The sequence below is a fragment of the Dactylosporangium sp. CS-033363 genome, from assembly GCF_050942475.1.
In the GTDB taxonomy this organism is placed as follows: Bacteria; Actinomycetota; Actinomycetes; order Mycobacteriales; family Micromonosporaceae; genus Dactylosporangium.
In genome coordinates this window covers 4,570,112-4,584,087 of sequence record NZ_CP192032.1, presented here as the reverse complement: position 1 = coordinate 4,584,087, position 13,976 = coordinate 4,570,112, and the positions used below count along the sequence as shown (strand labels likewise).

General features: G+C 75.6%; 19 protein-coding genes. 9 read left to right on the top strand and 10 right to left on the bottom strand.

All coding sequences use genetic code 11. The features are described 5' to 3' along the window. Positions 1 to 78 precede the first annotated feature (78 nt). The 6 genes from ACQPZ4_RS21200 (at position 79) to ACQPZ4_RS21175 (ending at position 3,210) form a co-directional block, all read left to right on the top strand. Complete coding sequence (locus ACQPZ4_RS21200) at positions 79 to 414, top strand: hypothetical protein (protein ID WP_433063796.1); 336 nt, start codon at positions 79 to 81, stop codon at positions 412 to 414. Continuing rightward, positions 411 to 983 (top strand): hypothetical protein, encoded by a 573-nt coding sequence (locus ACQPZ4_RS21195; RefSeq protein WP_433063794.1) that lies wholly within the window; start codon positions 411 to 413, stop codon positions 981 to 983. Before ACQPZ4_RS21200 ends, ACQPZ4_RS21195 begins: the two co-directional genes overlap by 4 nt. Positions 984 to 989: 6 nt before the next feature. Continuing rightward, positions 990 to 1,646, top strand: coding sequence for a MauE/DoxX family redox-associated membrane protein (locus ACQPZ4_RS21190; RefSeq protein WP_433063791.1), 657 nt, complete (start codon positions 990 to 992; stop codon positions 1,644 to 1,646). Then, positions 1,643 to 2,218 (top strand): hypothetical protein, encoded by a 576-nt coding sequence (locus ACQPZ4_RS21185; protein ID WP_433063788.1) that lies wholly within the window; start codon positions 1,643 to 1,645, stop codon positions 2,216 to 2,218. The genes ACQPZ4_RS21190 and ACQPZ4_RS21185 overlap by 4 nt, the downstream gene beginning before the upstream one ends. 18 nt (positions 2,219 to 2,236) lie before the next feature. Beyond that, positions 2,237 to 2,542, top strand: a complete 306-nt coding sequence (locus tag ACQPZ4_RS21180) for a hypothetical protein (RefSeq protein WP_433063786.1) — start codon at positions 2,237 to 2,239, stop codon at positions 2,540 to 2,542. 146 nt (positions 2,543 to 2,688) lie between these two features. After that, positions 2,689 to 3,210 (top strand): hypothetical protein, encoded by a 522-nt coding sequence (locus ACQPZ4_RS21175; protein WP_433063783.1) that lies wholly within the window; start codon positions 2,689 to 2,691, stop codon positions 3,208 to 3,210. Positions 3,211 to 3,216: 6 nt separating this feature from the next. Here ACQPZ4_RS21175 and ACQPZ4_RS21170 read toward each other — a convergent pair whose 3' ends face one another. Genes ACQPZ4_RS21170 through ACQPZ4_RS21145 form a run of 6 tightly spaced genes read right to left on the bottom strand, consistent with a single transcriptional unit; the run spans position 3,217 to position 8,608 of the window. Then, the gene (locus tag ACQPZ4_RS21170; RefSeq protein WP_433063781.1) at positions 3,217 to 4,407 is read right to left on the bottom strand and encodes an ABC transporter permease; all 1,191 of its coding nucleotides are present in this window, start codon (positions 4,405 to 4,407) and stop codon (positions 3,217 to 3,219) included. Beyond that, positions 4,397 to 5,065 carry an ABC transporter ATP-binding protein gene (locus ACQPZ4_RS21165; protein WP_433063779.1) on the bottom strand — a complete coding sequence of 223 codons (669 nt, stop codon included), beginning with the start codon at positions 5,063 to 5,065 and terminating at the stop codon, positions 4,397 to 4,399. Before ACQPZ4_RS21165 ends, ACQPZ4_RS21170 begins: the two co-directional genes overlap by 11 nt. Beyond that, on the bottom strand, positions 5,058 to 6,245 hold the full coding sequence (locus tag ACQPZ4_RS21160; RefSeq protein ID WP_433063776.1) for a hypothetical protein: 1,188 nt from the start codon (positions 6,243 to 6,245) through the stop codon (positions 5,058 to 5,060). The genes ACQPZ4_RS21165 and ACQPZ4_RS21160 overlap by 8 nt, the downstream gene beginning before the upstream one ends. 3 nt (positions 6,246 to 6,248) lie before the next feature. Continuing rightward, positions 6,249 to 7,205 (bottom strand): hypothetical protein, encoded by a 957-nt coding sequence (locus tag ACQPZ4_RS21155; RefSeq protein ID WP_433063774.1) that lies wholly within the window; start codon positions 7,203 to 7,205, stop codon positions 6,249 to 6,251. Next, positions 7,206 to 7,655, bottom strand: a complete 450-nt coding sequence (locus ACQPZ4_RS21150) for a hypothetical protein (RefSeq protein WP_433063771.1) — start codon at positions 7,653 to 7,655, stop codon at positions 7,206 to 7,208. Positions 7,656 to 7,678: 23 nt separating this feature from the next. Beyond that, positions 7,679 to 8,608 carry a hypothetical protein gene (locus tag ACQPZ4_RS21145; protein WP_433063769.1) on the bottom strand — a complete coding sequence of 310 codons (930 nt, stop codon included), beginning with the start codon at positions 8,606 to 8,608 and terminating at the stop codon, positions 7,679 to 7,681. A 118-nt stretch (positions 8,609 to 8,726) separates the two neighbouring features. On the opposite strand from ACQPZ4_RS21145, the gene ACQPZ4_RS21140 reads away from it, so the two are divergent. Continuing rightward, positions 8,727 to 9,245, top strand: a complete 519-nt coding sequence (locus ACQPZ4_RS21140) for a hypothetical protein (RefSeq protein WP_433063766.1) — start codon at positions 8,727 to 8,729, stop codon at positions 9,243 to 9,245. 74 nt (positions 9,246 to 9,319) lie between these two features. After that, the gene (locus ACQPZ4_RS21135; RefSeq protein ID WP_433063763.1) at positions 9,320 to 9,808 is read left to right on the top strand and encodes a hypothetical protein; all 489 of its coding nucleotides are present in this window, start codon (positions 9,320 to 9,322) and stop codon (positions 9,806 to 9,808) included. Positions 9,809 to 9,875: 67 nt separating this feature from the next. Here ACQPZ4_RS21135 and ACQPZ4_RS21130 read toward each other — a convergent pair whose 3' ends face one another. Further along, the gene (locus ACQPZ4_RS21130; protein ID WP_433063761.1) at positions 9,876 to 10,502 is read right to left on the bottom strand and encodes a class F sortase; all 627 of its coding nucleotides are present in this window, start codon (positions 10,500 to 10,502) and stop codon (positions 9,876 to 9,878) included. Further along, positions 10,502 to 11,317, bottom strand: coding sequence for a DUF4397 domain-containing protein (locus tag ACQPZ4_RS21125; protein ID WP_433063758.1), 816 nt, complete (start codon positions 11,315 to 11,317; stop codon positions 10,502 to 10,504). The genes ACQPZ4_RS21130 and ACQPZ4_RS21125 overlap by 1 nt, the downstream gene beginning before the upstream one ends. A gap of 175 nt (positions 11,318 to 11,492) precedes the next feature. Between ACQPZ4_RS21125 and ACQPZ4_RS21120 the strand changes: the two genes are divergently transcribed. After that, a complete protein-coding gene (locus ACQPZ4_RS21120; protein WP_433063755.1) occupies positions 11,493 to 11,948 on the top strand; it encodes a hypothetical protein in 456 nt (151 codons plus the stop codon). Here ACQPZ4_RS21120 and ACQPZ4_RS21115 read toward each other — a convergent pair. Together ACQPZ4_RS21115 and ACQPZ4_RS21110 are read right to left on the bottom strand one after the other, a co-directional pair. After that, the gene (locus ACQPZ4_RS21115) at positions 11,923 to 13,395 is read right to left on the bottom strand and encodes a hypothetical protein (protein WP_433063752.1); all 1,473 of its coding nucleotides are present in this window, start codon (positions 13,393 to 13,395) and stop codon (positions 11,923 to 11,925) included. The genes ACQPZ4_RS21120 and ACQPZ4_RS21115 overlap by 26 nt on opposite strands. Beyond that, on the bottom strand, positions 13,379 to 13,891 hold the full coding sequence (locus ACQPZ4_RS21110; RefSeq protein ID WP_433063751.1) for a SigE family RNA polymerase sigma factor: 513 nt from the start codon (positions 13,889 to 13,891) through the stop codon (positions 13,379 to 13,381). The genes ACQPZ4_RS21115 and ACQPZ4_RS21110 overlap by 17 nt, the downstream gene beginning before the upstream one ends. Between the last annotated feature and the right edge of the window lie 85 nt (positions 13,892 to 13,976).

Below are 13,976 nucleotides of genomic sequence, written 5' to 3'. Positions count from 1 at the left end.
TGCGACACACCAACGGCCCGTGTCAACGGCCCGCCACGCACCCTGACCTCACCTTCCGGCACGCCAGACATTCGTCTCATGGGGGAGCGGATGCCCGAGGAGAGTACGGATTTCCAACGCCTGTCAGATCTTCATCGCAAGATCGGCGCGCAGATCGTCGTCGGCGCGACCGACGCGACGATCGCGGCGATGTTCTATCTGAGCGAGGCCACCGTCCGGCGCAGGCTGGCGGAGCTGAAGAGGTTCACCCGCACCTCCTCGCGGGCGAGCCTCGCCGCCGAGATCGTGCGCCGCGGCTTGATCAACCCTGCCAACCCTGCCGTTCCGGCCGACCCGGCCGAACCGGTGTCCCCGGACGCCGGGCGCGGGCGGCCCGAGCGCGGATCCCCTTCCATTCCAAAGGAGCGGCCGTGACCAGCACTGTGAACGAGACCGCCGGCGCGACGGGCGTCGAGCGCCGCACCCTGCTCAAGGTCGTCGTGGTGGCGGGCGGCGCCGCGGCCGGCGTCGGGGCCTTCGCCGGCGGCGCCGAGGCGGCGCCCGAGGCGGCCGGCACCGGCGTGGTCGGCCGCATCGAGCGGATCGCCGGCGACGGGCTGTGGGTGCGCACCCGCGACGGCGACTACCTGGTGACCCCCACCGCCGGCGCCCGCATGTACAGCGGCGTGAGCGGCCGGGTGGAGACCGTCGACGCGTTCGTCGTCGGCGACCGGGTCGTGGCCCAGGGCGCGATCAGCCGCAACACCGTCGCCGCGACCGCGATCGGCAGCGTGCTGACCCCGCTCACGGCCACGGTCAGCGCGGTCGACGGGGCCCGGGCCCACACGTCGGCCGGGCAGATCCGCCTCGAGCAGGGCCGGCTGCCCGACTACGACCACGAGTCGGCCAAGGTCCGGGCCGGCGACGCGCTCACCGGGCTGTCCTGGCAGGACCCGCGCTCCGGCGAGCGGTACCTGATCCTGCACGGCTCCGCGCGGGGCTAGGCCGGCGTGGGCGGCCTGGCGGCGCTCGCGGCGCTGCTGCGCGGGGCGTGGCACCTGCTCGCCGACCCGTCCCTCGGGCTCGGGATCCGGCTGGCCGCCGGCGGCGTGTTCGTCGTGGCGGGCGTGCACAAGCTGCGCCGCCCGGCGGGCACGGTGGCGTCGCTGGAGCACTTCGGGCTCGCGGCCGTCGCCTCCACCGGGGCGGCCCGGGCCCTCGGCGCCGCCGAACTGCTCCTCGGGGCCGCGCTCGTCGCGCCGCCCACGGCCCGGGTGGGCGCGGCCGGATGCGCGGTGCTGTCGGCCGCGTTCACGTTCCTCACCGCCCGGGCGTACCGGCGCGGGGAGGCGTTCCCGTGCAGTTGCCTGTCCTCGTCGGCCGAGCCGGTCGGCCCGCTGACGATCGCCCGGGCGGCGGCGCTGCTGGCCGGCTGCGCGGTGCTGCTGGCCGTGCCGGGGTCCGCCGCTGACCCGGCCGGTCCCGGCGGCTGGGCGGCCGGGGCGGTGCTCGGGTGCCTGCTCGCCGGGGTGCCCCTGGCCGTCGTGGCGCTTGGGCGGCTGCGGCGGATGGCCGTGCAGTACACCGGCCGCGTCGACTGGGACGGGCTGGCGATGAACTGGTCGCTCGGCGAGAGCGACCTGCCGCAGAAGGGCGGTCGAGGGTGACGAACGGATTCGTGGTGACGGCGCTGGTGGTCCTGGCCGTCTGGCTGCTGGTGCTCTCGGTGCTGTTCGCCTCGGTGGTCCGCCACCTGGGCTCCATGCAGGCGACGATGCTCGGCATCGCGGCCGGCAACCCGTTCGACTTCGCCTCGGACGGCCCGGAGCTCATGCGGCCGCTGCCGGAGGGCGTGCGGGAGCTGTTCGCCCGCGAGGGCGTGGGCCCGGCCGCCGACCACGTCGTGCTGTTCGTCTCGGGTGCCTGCGAGCCGTGCCAGGAGCGGGTCGAGGCGTTCAGCCAGTCCCCGGCCGCGGCCGGGGCGCGGCTGATCGTGCTCGCGGCCGGGCGGGACACCGAGAAGGTGGAGCAGATGCGGGCCGTGCTCGCCCCGTCGACGGTCGCGTTCTTCACCGACCCCGACGCCCACGAGGCGGTGCAGGCCCTGAACATCAAGTCGACCCCGTTCGCCTTCCGCCTGCGGGAGGGGAAGGTCGTCGAGAAGGCGTACGTGTCGTCGGCGGCGGCGCTCGAGGACCTCCTCAGGCCGGTCGCGATGGCGGCCCCGGCTCAGTCCTAGCGTCCTTTGGGAGGAACAGTGTCCGATCTTTCGGTGTTGCAACGCGTCTCGGGCCGGCGGATCACCCTCGCCCGGCTCGGCGCGGCCATCGTCGGCGCGAGCGCGGCCACGCTCATGGCGGCCAAGTCGGCCGAGGCGGCCCCGACCCCGCGGGGGTGCTACGGCTACCCCGGCTGCGACTCCGGCTGCGGCTCGACCATCGCCGGCAAGTGCTGCTGGTACTGGTCCGACGACGCCGCCTGCCGCACGTACGCGTGCTGCGACCGCTGGGACCTGTCCCCGAGCCCGTGCATCTGCCGGTTCTACGTGGGTCACATGTGCTGACGGGCTCGCTCGTCCTCGTCCTCACGTTCTGCGCGGCGCTGCTGTCCGGCCTCGCGCAGGCGACCATTCCTTGAGCCCCCAACGCCGCGACCTGGATCGCGGACTTCGGTGGTCACCGGAGCAGGCAACGCACGGCGTCGCGCGCGATGCTGTCGCTGACGTCGATCCTGGCCGCGACCGGCGCGGGCGCGCTGGCCGGGGCCGTGCTCGGGCTCGTGGCCGGGCTGCTGCCGGCGCCGGCCCGCGCGCTGGTCGCCATGGTGGCGGCGGCCGGCGTGCTCGCGGCGGCGCTGCTGGACCTGCCGATGCCGCAGCTGAACCGGGAGACCGACCAGACGCTGCTGCACCGGGGCCCGTACCGCTGGGCGCTGAACAACGCGGGCCAGCTCGGGCTGGGCTTCACCAGCCGGATCGGGTTCTGGACGTGGTACCTCGTGCCGGTCGGGATCGTGCTGCTGGGCGACTGGCGGCTCGGCGCGGCCGCGTGGGGCCTGTACGGGCTGACCCGGCTGGCCATGAGCGTGGCCGCGGCCTTCGCGGCGACGAGCGAGGAGCGCCTGGGCCGGATCAGCGTGGCCATGCTGAGCCGGCGCCCGCTGGCCACCCGGGTCGCGCGGATCAGCGCGGCCGTGCTCGCCGCGGCACTGACGCTGATCGCGGCCGTCTGAGGGTCGCTACTCGCCGCGCAACGTGGCGGCGGGGGCGACCCGGGCGGCCGCGTAGGCCGGATAGAGCCCGGCCAGCATCCCGACCGCGAGGCCGAGGGCAGGGCACTCGGCCAGCAGGGCCGGGTCGAGGGTGACGAGCCAGCCGCGGGCCAGCGCGACCGCGGCCGTGACGTCCAGGCCCACGACGGTGCCGAGCAGGCCGCCGGCCAGCCCCAGGGCGCCGCTCTCGACCAGGAACTGCCCGGCAACGGCCCGCCGGGACGCCCCGACGGCCCGGCGCAGGCCGATCTCGGCGCGCCGGTCCAGCACCGAGACCAGCGTGGTGTTGGAGACCCCGACGGCGGCGATGACCAGCGACACGAAGGCCAGGCCGAGGAACAGCGCCCGGGTGTCGCCCTCCACCCCGGCCCGGAACGAGCGCAGGTCCGGCGGCAGCAGCACGGTGACCGCGCCCGGGTCCTCCGGGTGCAGGGCGAGCGGCAGTTCGTGCCCGGCCTGGTCGGCCGCCCCGAGGTCGGTCCGCACCACCACCTGCGGGGTGGCGAACGTGTCGTCGCGCGCGTCGAGGCAGGTCTCGTACGGCACCACGATCGCCTGGGTCAGCCGGGGCTCGTCCGCCGGCGCCGCGAAGATCCCGAGCACGGTATGCGCGACCCCGGCCAGGTAGACCGTCTGCCCGCCGTCGAGGCCGGCCACCCCGAGGGATCGGGCCGCCGCCGAGTCCAGCAGCGCCACCGGCTGGCGCCGCGCGCCGTGCCCGTCGTCGAACGCCCGCCCCTGCACCATCCGCACGCCGAGCACGTCCAGGGCGGCGGGCTGGGCGGCGACGAGGCTGTACCGGTCGGCGGCGGGCTCGGCGGGCGGGGCGAGCCGGGACAGCCGGACCTCCCGCTCGGCCGTGCACAGCGCGCCGGCCGCCCGGACGCCGTTGAGCCGCCGCACCTCGGCCACGTTCGCCGGGGTGGGCCGGGCCGTCTGGGCCGGGACCTGGGCGGTGATCCGGGTCGCCTTCAGCGCGTCGAACCGGTCGGAGATGGCCCCGGCCGCGGTCGCGCTGATGCCGACGGTGGCCACCACCGCGCTGATGCCGAGCGCGATCCCGGTGGCGGTCAGGGCCGAACGGGTGCGCCGCCCGGCGATCGCGTGGCCGGCCTGGACGAGCACGTCCAGCAGCGGGGTGCGCGGCCTACGCGGCATGGCCGTCGGTCACCGTGATGACCCGGTCGGCCCGGTCCCGCACCCCGGCGTCGTGGGTCACCACGACCACCGCGCGCTCCGGCGTGACCAGCTCGCGCAGCAGGTCCAGCACCGCGGCGGTGTTGGCGCGGTCGAGGTTCCCGGTCGGCTCGTCGCACAGCAGGACCCCGGGATCGTGGACCACGGCCCGCGCGATCGCCACCCGCTGCTGCTCGCCGCCGGACAGGGTGGCGGGCCGGGCGTGGCGCCGGTGGCCCATCCCGACCCGGTCCAGCGCGGCGTCGGCCCGCTCGCGCCGCCGGCCCCGCGGTGTGCCCTGATGGACCAGGGGCAGCAGCACGTTCCCGCGCGCGTCGAGGTGCCCGACGAGATGAAAGGCCTGGAAGACGAAGCCCAGCACGGTACTGCGCAGCGCCGTCACCTCCCGCTCGGACAACGTGCCGGTGTCGCGGCCGCCCACCCGCCGGATCCCGCCGGTGGGACGGTCGAGCAGCCCGAGCATGTTCAGCAGCGTCGACTTTCCCGACCCGCTCGGCCCGACGATCGCCACCAGCTCCCCCGGCCGCACGGCCAGGCTCACGCCGTGCAGCACCGGCACGGGCGGCGGCCCCGGGTAGGTCTTCGTCACCCCGTCCAGCTCGATCAGCGCCTCAGCCACCGCCGGGCCGCCCGTCGCGGTAGGCGACCACCACCCGGCTCCCGGCCGGCAGCGCCCCGGCCGGCGCGGTCACCGCGGCCCGCCCGACGACCGTGAGCCGCACGTCGACCGGCACGTCGCGCCGCTCGGGCCCGTCGGCCACGGTCACCATCGTGCGGCCGTCGAGGCCGGTCCACAGCGCCGAGACCGGCACGACGACCGCGCCGGGCGGGCTCTGGGCCAGCACGACCCGCACCTGCTGCGGGTCGCTGCCGGCCGCCGCGCAGCCGTCGACGGCGAACACGGCCTCGCGCCCGGCCGGCCGCTCCCCGGCCGCGCCCGTTTCCGCGGGGGCCGGCTCCGGGGCCGCCGTGTCGCGCACCTCGGCGAGGGGGGCCGCGCGGCCGTCGCAGGCCCCGCCGGCGAGGACGGGCGCCGCCCCGGCCGGCAACCGGGACAGGATCGTCTCGGTGGGACCGTCGACCGGGGCGACCACCCGCCGGCCGCCGGTGCCGACGGCCAGCAGCGGCCCCGTCCCGGGGTCGCCGACCCGGGCCAGGACCTTGTCGAGCGTGGCCGGCAGCTGCGGCAGGAACAGCACCTCGGCCGCGGGCAGCACCACGTCGGCCGGCGGCGGGGCCGTCGCCGACGGGGCCGGGGCCGGCGCGCGGGTCACCGGGTCGTAGCCGGCCGCGCGGTACAGGCGGCGCACGTCGGACCCGGTCCGGGCGTCGTACACGGCGGTGACCGGGGTGCCGTAGCGCGGCCGCAGCGCCTGCTGCAGCTGTTTCACGTCCGGGCCGCGGTCGCCGGGGCCGAGGTCGCGGTAGGCCGGGAAGGCGCCGGGCAGCGCGACGAGCGGGCGCCCGGAGAGCTCGGCGACGACGGTGCCGGCGTCGATCGCGGCACCGGCGGCGAGCGGGAGGGCGGTCACCACGACCCGGGTCGCGCCGGCCGCGGCGGGCGGTCCCGCGACGCGCAGGGTCGTCTCGCGGGCGAAGGCGCCGTCCAGGACGAGGTCCTTGACCAGCGGGTCGCCGCTCACGAGCGCGGTGACGACCGACGGCGGCGGAGGCGTGGCGGCCAGGGCGCGCTGCCCGGGGGTGCGGGCCCGCGCGCCCACGAGCCAGGCCGCGCCGGTCGCGGCCAGCAGCACCAGCACCGTGACCCCGAGCAGCACCGCCCGGCCCGTGCGCGCCATTCTCTAGCCGTTCCCGACCAGGGTCTGCGCGGCCCGCAGCGCCGACTCCAGCAGCTCGCGCAGGGTCACGAAGTCGCGCTCGTGGCTGCGCTGGTAGCGCTGCCGGGTGTCGGTCCAGGCCGCGTGCAGTACACCATCGGCATGGCTCTGCTCCGCACAGCCGGCGTCGGCGACGGCCTGGTCGATCTCCTTGGCCCGGGCCTGCTCCCGGGTCGGCGACGGGCCGCCGCGGGGCCAGTAGTAGCGGGTCGCGGCCACGTCGGCGTCGTCGAACGTGGCCAGGTCCGGGTAGCCGTGTTCGCGCATGCAGGCCGACCAGCCGCGCAGCGCGCCCGCCACCCGCTCGTCCTGCAGCGTCTCGTCGCGGACCACGTTGGGTGCGTTCTGGGTGACGGACTCGACCAGCAGGTACGCGTCGAGGTCGGGGTACAGCTTGCGCATGACCTGCTCGTCGCAGCCGCCGCGGGTGAGGCCGACGACGGTGCCGTCCGGCAGCGTGTAGGTGGCGGGCTTGCCGAGCGCGTCGAGGTACCGATGCTGCGCCTCGATCGGCAGCCGCGCGAACGGGTCGTCGGCGGCGGACCGGCTCGGCTCGGGCTCGGCCGCCGTCTCGCCGATGCCGGGGTAGCCGCCGGTGCGGGCCTGCTCCAACGTCAGCGGCGCGCGGAACGGGTACTGCTCCCCCGGCGGGTCCTTCGGGGTGTCCGAGTCGCCGTTGGGGTGCACGTGGAAGCCCTGGCGCTCCATGCAGGCGACGACCGCCCGCCCCTTGGCCGCGCGGACCTGGGCCAGCAGGTCCCAGGTCTGCGTGTCGAGGTCGGCGGTCACCCCGGCCGGTGCGCCCGGCGCGCCGCCGGCCGGGGCCGGGTGGGAGTCCCGGGCCGGACCGGCGGCGCCACACCCGGCCAGCAGCGCGCCGGCCGCGAGCAGCAGCACGGCCGACCGGGGTGGCCGCCCCATCTACCAGATCCGGATCTGGTACGAGAACTGCGTGTAGCCCGAGCAGGTGCTCACCCAGACGTTGGCCGAGACGAGGTTGTCCATCCCGTCGCTGGTCGTCTGCGCATAGCCCTTCTTCAGGCACTTGTTGGCTCCGGTACCGCCCGCGTAGTTGAAGAACCGCACGTTGCCGTAGGTGCTGGTGCCGTGGCTCTCCCACGAGCTCGACTGGTTGTTGATGTTGCGGTAGGGCGACGGGATGGCGGACCAGTCCCAGGCGTCGTCGTAGAACGCGGTGGCGGTGCCGTTGCCGTACTGGTCGTACCAGGCGCAGGCGTAGCCGGCCGTCAGGCAGCGCGTGCTGGACTCGGTGTAGTACAGCGCGGCGGCGTTCGCCGGTTGGGCGGTCGTCGCCACGACGGCCGCGGTGGCCAGGCCGGCCAGGGCCGCACCCAACTTGGTGTGTCGCATACGCACCCTCTCCTCGGACCCGCTCATCGGGTCAGCTCGGTCAACAGGTCCCGGGCCCGCCGCACCGCCTCGGTCCGGCGGGCCTGGTACTCCTCAACGTCCGCCGCCCGCCCGGCGAACAGCCGCCGCGCGTGCTCGCCGTGCAGCCGCTCCGCGACGGCGAGCAGCTGGGTGCCGGCGGTACACCGGGCGTCGGCCACGGCCGTGGCCTGCTCGACCGGCCAGGCGGCGGCGTGGCCGGCGGTGCGGTACAGCTCGGAGATCGCGGTGCGGCTGTCGTCCGGGGTCGCGGCGGGGTGCCCGGCGGCGGCCATGCACGAGCGCCAGGCGGCAAGCGCCGTGCGGTAGGCCGGGTCCGCGAGCACCTCGGGCACGAGCTGCTCGTCGAGGTTGCTCGCCCACACGTCCAGCGCGACCCAGCGGGCGAGGTCGCCGTAGAGCGTCTGGCGGGCCCCGGACAGGCAGCCGTCGCGGTTCGTGGTGGTCGTCGACCCGTCCTCGCCGGTGACGCTGATCGGGTCGGCGCCGCCGCCGAAGAACGCGACGCTGTACCGCTGCTGCTCCTTGCGCGACAGCGAGGCGACGTAGGCCCGGTTGGGGTCGGTGTGCCCGCCGCGCAGCTGTCCGCTCAGCGCCGGGCCGATGCCGTAGCCGTAGCGTTCGGCGAGCGCGGTGTCGGTGGTGCCGTACGGCATCAGGACGAAGTCGGGCTTGCCGTGCTCGACCACCCAGTCGACCGAGAACTCGTAGCCCGCGGCCGCCATGCACCGCCCGGCCAGCACCAGCTCGGCCCACTCCAGCAGGTCGTCGTCGCGGTCGGTGGGCGCGGGCATGGCCGCGAGGTGCAGCCGGGGCGCCGCCGCGGGCCGATCGTGGCCGCGCGGCCAGACGAGCGCGGCGACGGCGGTCGCGACAGCCAGGACGAGCACCAGGAGCGCCCGTTTGCCCGACATCGCCGCCCCCTGCCCGTGGTGTTGTGCGGACATCGTGGGTTCGGCGCCCGGAGCGCAACAAGGGCCCCGGCCGAAGCTGATCGGAACCGCTCACCGGCGGCGTTGCTATGGTGTGGCCGTGCGCAGCGTCGTCCTCGCGGTGATGCCGGCGCTCCTCGCCGGTTGTTCCGCCGCCCACCCCGAACCCGTGCCTGTGCCGGTGCCCGTGCCGTCCTCGTCCCCCAGCCCCATCCCGTTGGAGAAGATCCGCGGGTGCGACGAGTCGACGACCATGAACCTGCCGGGTGGTGTGGCGGCCGGCCCGGCCCGCTTCTTCGCGCTCGACATCCGCCTCGGCGAGCCGGCGCCCGGCTATTCGGTGCCGGCGACCGGCTGGACCCAGCTCAAGGTCGCGCTGTTCGTCCAGGCGGGCGCGCGGGTCACGATCAGCATCCCGGCGGAGCACCGGGCGCGGGCGCGGCTGCTGTACCTGGCCGGCGAGGACGCGACCACGACCTTCGAGAGCTGCCCGGGCGCGGCCGAGACGGCGTTTCCGGGCGGGTTCGCGATCGCCGGGCCGGTGTGCCTGCCCGTCGACGTGGCCTGGGCCGGGCAGACCGCCCGGGTGACGCTCGGGCTGCTCAGGGGCGGATGTTGACTTTCACCCAGGGTCAACCTTCAGGCTGGCACCCGGTGGCAATCCGGCCGCCGTGGGGGAAGGTGGGGGTGTCGATGGACGCGATTCGGTTGCGGGACGTGCCGGAGCAGCAGGTCGTGGCCGAGCGCCGGGTGGTGACCCAGGCCGAGCTGGAGGCGTGGCTGCCGGGCGCGATGGCCCGGGTCGCGGAGCGCGCGCGGGCGGCCGGCGGGCTGCTCGGCACCGCCGACTGGCCGTTCCTGGAGCGCACCGGCGCGGACGAGCCGGTGTTCCTGGCCATCTACGAGGGCAACCCGAACGAGGCGCCGACCGAGGTCGAGGTGTGCGCGACCGTCGCCGCCGGCGGGGACCGGACCGTCCCGGCGCACCGCGAGGCCTACCAGCGGGTGACCAAGGGCGTGGTGACCAGCGGCGAGCTCGGCAAGGTGTACGAGGCGGTCGAGCGGTGGGTCACCGACAACGGGCTGGCGGTGGCGCGGGCGCCGCGCGAGACGTACTGGACCGACTTCGGCGACGCGGCCGACGGCGACGAGGTGTTCGACGTCGCCTTCCCGGTGAGCTGACCGCGTGCGCGATCCCGGCCGCGCCCGCGAGCATCTCGAGCGGGCGCGGGCCGGGATGGCGATCGGCTCACGGGGCTGCCGGCTCCGCCGTGATGACGACGTTGTCGCGGTAGTGGCCGGTGGCCTTGTCGAACGGGCCGCCGCACGTGATCAGGGTGAGCCGGACCGGCCCGTCGCGGGCGAAGTAGCGCTCCAGGGGGATGCGCGTCTTGGGGTACACCTCCCGGGCCTTGACCTGAAAGCGGTGGACGGTGCCGTCGGTGCCGGTGACCGCAACCGGGTCGCCGGGGCCGAGGTCGCGCAGGCGGAAGAACGCGCCGCCGCCCTGTTTCGCGCTGTCCACGTGGCCGGCGATGACGATCGAGCCCTCCGTGGCCTCGAGGCCGGGGCCGAAGCGGTACCAGCCGACGACGTCGACGCTGGGCGGGACCGCGAAGTCACCGGCCTGGTCGACGCCGACGGGGTCGACCCGCGCGACCACGCCCAGCTTGTCGATGCGCAGCCCGGCCGGGGCGACCGGGGCCGGCGGTGCGGCGGTCGTCGGCGCGGGCGCCGCCGCGGAGGTTCCGGCGGGGACCGCGGAGGAGCCGACCGGGGGCGGCGGCTGCTCCGCGCAGGCGGTGATGCCCGCGGCCAGCGCGACCGCCGTGCCGGTGAGCACGGCGGTCCACGCGAGCATTCGGGTTCTCGGCATCAGCGCTCGGCGGCCGCGCGGGTGCGGCGCAGCGCGACGACCCCGGCGAGCACGACGAGCAGGCCGCCGACACCGGCGAAGAACACCCACGGCGACGGGCCCTGGTCGGCCGTACCGCCGCTGCCCGAGTTGACGCCGCCGGGCGTGCCGTGCAGGCCGGTGATGGTCTGCGCGACGACGCCGAGCGTCTTGCCCTCGGCGGAACCGACCGCGTACACGATCGTCGAGGTGCCCTCGGCGAGGTTGAGGTTCGCGGCGGGGATCGCCACGGTCGTGGTGCCGGCGAGGACGACGTCGGCACTGACGGTACCGGCGGCGAGGTCGGCTTTTGCCTCGTTGGGGTTGCTGAGGTTCTTGAACACCGGCTGGCCCCCGGCCCGCACGTCGACCGCCGGAGCGGCCGCGGTGTGCCGCACCACCAGCCGCGCCTTGCCCGCGGCCAGCTTCGACGTGTCGTTGACGAACGGCGTCAGGGTCGGCTTGCCGTCGGCGGTCAGGTGCGCGACGAGGCTGATGTTCGCGTCGCCGGGCACGGCCGCCTGGTCGACCTTGATGATCGGGCTGGTGACCGGGTCGCCGGGCTTCACGATCACGATGTCGTACTTCCCGGCCGCGAGCTCCAGCGGCCCGGCCACGGTCGACGGCTGGAAGTTGTCGAGGGTCTTCTTGCCGTTGACGTAGACGTCCACGGGCTGGCCGGGAATGCCGTGCACGACCGACACCTTGCTCGTGGCGGCGGCGTGCACCGGCGGTGCGGCGAGGATGACGACCGCTGCGGCGAGGGCAGCGGCGGCGCTCTTCTTGAGAATTGTCACGCCGGGGTGTTCGCCCGCCGGACCGTGCGCAGATCCGTCGCGTTGGATGTTCCACAAAGTGCATCCGCGGGGTCTTCGGTGCGCGAACGCGCATTCGCGTACGGCTGCTCCCGTGGCGTGGTGTGCTCGAATGAGCGGCGCCGAACCCCGGCGCCCGGTCGCACGGGGGTGCACCATGCTGTACAAACGCGCACAAACGGCCATCCTGACGCTCACCGCGGCCGTGTTGCTGCCGGCCGCACCGGCCGCTGTATTTTTGTCGGCCGCACCGGCCGCGGCCGCCCCTTCGCTCCTGCCCGCCGGTCAGGCCCGGATGATCCTGCTCGAGCGCTCGGGCGGCTTCGCCGGCGAGCGGACCTCGTTCGTCGTGGACCGCACCACGGTGGGCGGCCGCCCGGCGCTGCGGATGGCGGGCAGCCGGGCGTTCCAGCAGCTGCGCCGCTCGTACCAGCCGCGGAACCCGTGCTGCGACCGGTACGCGTACCGGGTGACCGTCACGTACCGGCTCGGGTACCGCAAGACCGTCGAGACCGTGCAGGGCACGAACGCCCCGCACGTCCTGTGGGACGTGATCAACCAGTCCGAGCGCTACGGCGTGCGCCCGTTCACGCCGCGAACCGCCACACCTTGATCTCGTCGCCCACGACGGCGATGAGGTGGGTGCGGCTCCAGCCCCAGCCGAGGGCGGCGCCGATGGCGCCCAGCCGCACGGGATCGCCGTTCAGCGGCGTCACGCCCAGCACCTCGTCGTCCTGCGTGAACACCAGCGCGGAGCGCGGGTCGATCCAGCCCTGGCGCCGGCCCGGCTCCTTGAGCAGCTGCTTCCCGGCGGCGTCGTAGATCCCGCCCGGCTCGTCGAGGCCGTTGACGAGGACCTGGCCGTCGAGGGCGTGCCAGTCGCGGGTCACGCCGTCGCGGGTCCAGACGGCCCGGCGGCGGCCGGTGTCGAGGTCGACCAGCCGCATGCCGTTGTCCGACTGCTCCGCGAGGCAGATCCGCCCGGGTCCGCACGCCAGCACCTGGCCGATCCGGGCGCCCTGAGCGGCGGTGTACACCGTCGTCGTGGCCGCGCCCGGCTTCGTCAGGTCGGTGGCCCGGACGGTGGCGCCGGTGCCGTGGTCGACCGCGTACAGCACGCCGCCCACCGCCACGCCGTCGTCGTGCTCGCCGCCGGCCCCGGACGGGCTCAGCACGCCGGCCCGGCGGGACGCCTCCGCGCCGGTGCCCACGTCCCGGACGATCGCCGTGCCGTCCCCGGTGAACTGCACGAACTGGCCGGTCGCGAGGAACGAGCCGCCGAACGCGCTGCGCAGCGGGGCCGCGCCCGGGCCGCCCGGGAGCTGCATCGGCAGGCTGTGCACGATCCGGCCCGACGGGTCGGGGACGGTCCAGCGCACCTGGCCGGTCGCCAGGTCGTACCCCCGGGTCGTGCCCTCCCCCCGCGAGCCGATCACCAGCGTGGACTCGCCGAGCACGATGTCGTCCTGCTCGAAGGCGTCCACGTCGACCTTCAGCAGCGTCTTGCCGGAGTCCGGGTCGAGCGTGAGGACCGAGCCGTCGGGCCGGGTCCCGTCGTCGTGGCGGCCCATGAGGACCACGAAGCGCGGGTGCCAGTGGATGACGGCGGTGTCGCGGAAGGTCGCCACCACGAGCGGCCCCCATACCTTGCGCCCCGTCGCCAGGTCCACGGCGACGACGCTGGTCTCGCCCGCCTCGTTCTGCAGGCACACGAACGCGCGGTCGCCCAGGACCTGCACGGTGGCCAGCCGGTTCGAGACCGCCGCGCCGAGCGCGATCGCGGAGCCGACCGGCGTCAGCTTCTCGAACCGCGGCGGCGCCTCGGTCGAGGTCGGGCCGGGGGTGGCGGGCTCGCCGCCGTGCGGCCGCCCGTGCGGCAGGGCGACCCCGATGACGAGCGCGATGACCGCGACGGCGGCGAACGCGGCCGCCCCGACGGCGAGCGCCCGGCGCCGCCCGCGCCGCCGGCCGAGTTCGCGGACGTGGGCCGGGGCCGCGGCGGGCAGCGCCTCGGCGTCGTGGCGCAGCGCGGCGAAGAAGGGATCAAGCTCCGTGGACATGGGTCCCCCCGCTGTTGGCCGCCGTGTCCACCGAGAGCAGCGCGGCCAGGGCGGCCCGGCCGCGGGTCAGCCGCGTCTTGACGGTACTGAGATTCGAGCCGGTCTCCGCCGCGATGTCGGCCAGCGACCGGTCCATGAGGTGGTACAGCACGATCGCCCGCCGCTGCTCGAACGGCACCTGCCGCAGCGCCGCGACGAGCAGGACGGTCGCCTCGGAGGGCGGATCGACGGCCGGCAGCGGTGGCGTGCGCGCCGCGTGGGCCCGCCGCACGAGCAGCCGCCGCCACCGGTCGTTGACGAGCCGCCCGATGACCAGGCGCAGCCAGGCCTCGACGTCGTCGTACCCGCTCACCCGCCGCCAGTGCTGCCAGGCCCGGGCGTACGCCTCCTGCACCAGGTCCTGGGCCTCACCGGGGTCGCCGGTGAGGCCGTAGGCGTACCGGGTCAGCCTGGACACGGTGCCGCGGTAGAACGCGTCGAACATCTCCGCCGTCATCTGCCCTGCCGTCGTGGGTCGGAAGTGCCTGCACATGACTACACGCGCGGGCTGCCGGCAAAGTTTCTCCGGCGGTACCCTGGTG

Excerpts from the sequence above, each read along its gene's own strand:
- ACQPZ4_RS21200 (WP_433063796.1), top strand. The coding sequence starts at position 79 with ATGGGGGAGCGGATGCCCGAGGAGAGTACGGATTTCCAACGCCTGTCA.
- ACQPZ4_RS21175 (WP_433063783.1), top strand. The coding sequence starts at position 2,689 with ATGCTGTCGCTGACGTCGATCCTGGCCGCGACCGGCGCGGGCGCGCTG.
- ACQPZ4_RS21170 (WP_433063781.1), bottom strand. The coding sequence starts at position 4,407 with ATGCCGCGTAGGCCGCGCACCCCGCTGCTGGACGTGCTCGTCCAGGCC.
- ACQPZ4_RS21160 (WP_433063776.1), bottom strand. The coding sequence starts at position 6,245 with ATGGCGCGCACGGGCCGGGCGGTGCTGCTCGGGGTCACGGTGCTGGTG.
- ACQPZ4_RS21155 (WP_433063774.1), bottom strand. The coding sequence starts at position 7,205 with ATGGGGCGGCCACCCCGGTCGGCCGTGCTGCTGCTCGCGGCCGGCGCG.
- ACQPZ4_RS21150 (WP_433063771.1), bottom strand. The coding sequence starts at position 7,655 with ATGCGACACACCAAGTTGGGTGCGGCCCTGGCCGGCCTGGCCACCGCG.
- ACQPZ4_RS21145 (WP_433063769.1), bottom strand. The coding sequence starts at position 8,608 with ATGTCGGGCAAACGGGCGCTCCTGGTGCTCGTCCTGGCTGTCGCGACC.
- ACQPZ4_RS21135 (WP_433063763.1), top strand. The coding sequence starts at position 9,320 with ATGGACGCGATTCGGTTGCGGGACGTGCCGGAGCAGCAGGTCGTGGCC.
- ACQPZ4_RS21130 (WP_433063761.1), bottom strand. The coding sequence starts at position 10,502 with ATGCCGAGAACCCGAATGCTCGCGTGGACCGCCGTGCTCACCGGCACG.
- ACQPZ4_RS21120 (WP_433063755.1), top strand. The coding sequence starts at position 11,493 with ATGCTGTACAAACGCGCACAAACGGCCATCCTGACGCTCACCGCGGCC.
- ACQPZ4_RS21115 (WP_433063752.1), bottom strand. The coding sequence starts at position 13,395 with ATGTCCACGGAGCTTGATCCCTTCTTCGCCGCGCTGCGCCACGACGCC.
- ACQPZ4_RS21110 (WP_433063751.1), bottom strand. The coding sequence starts at position 13,891 with ATGACGGCGGAGATGTTCGACGCGTTCTACCGCGGCACCGTGTCCAGG.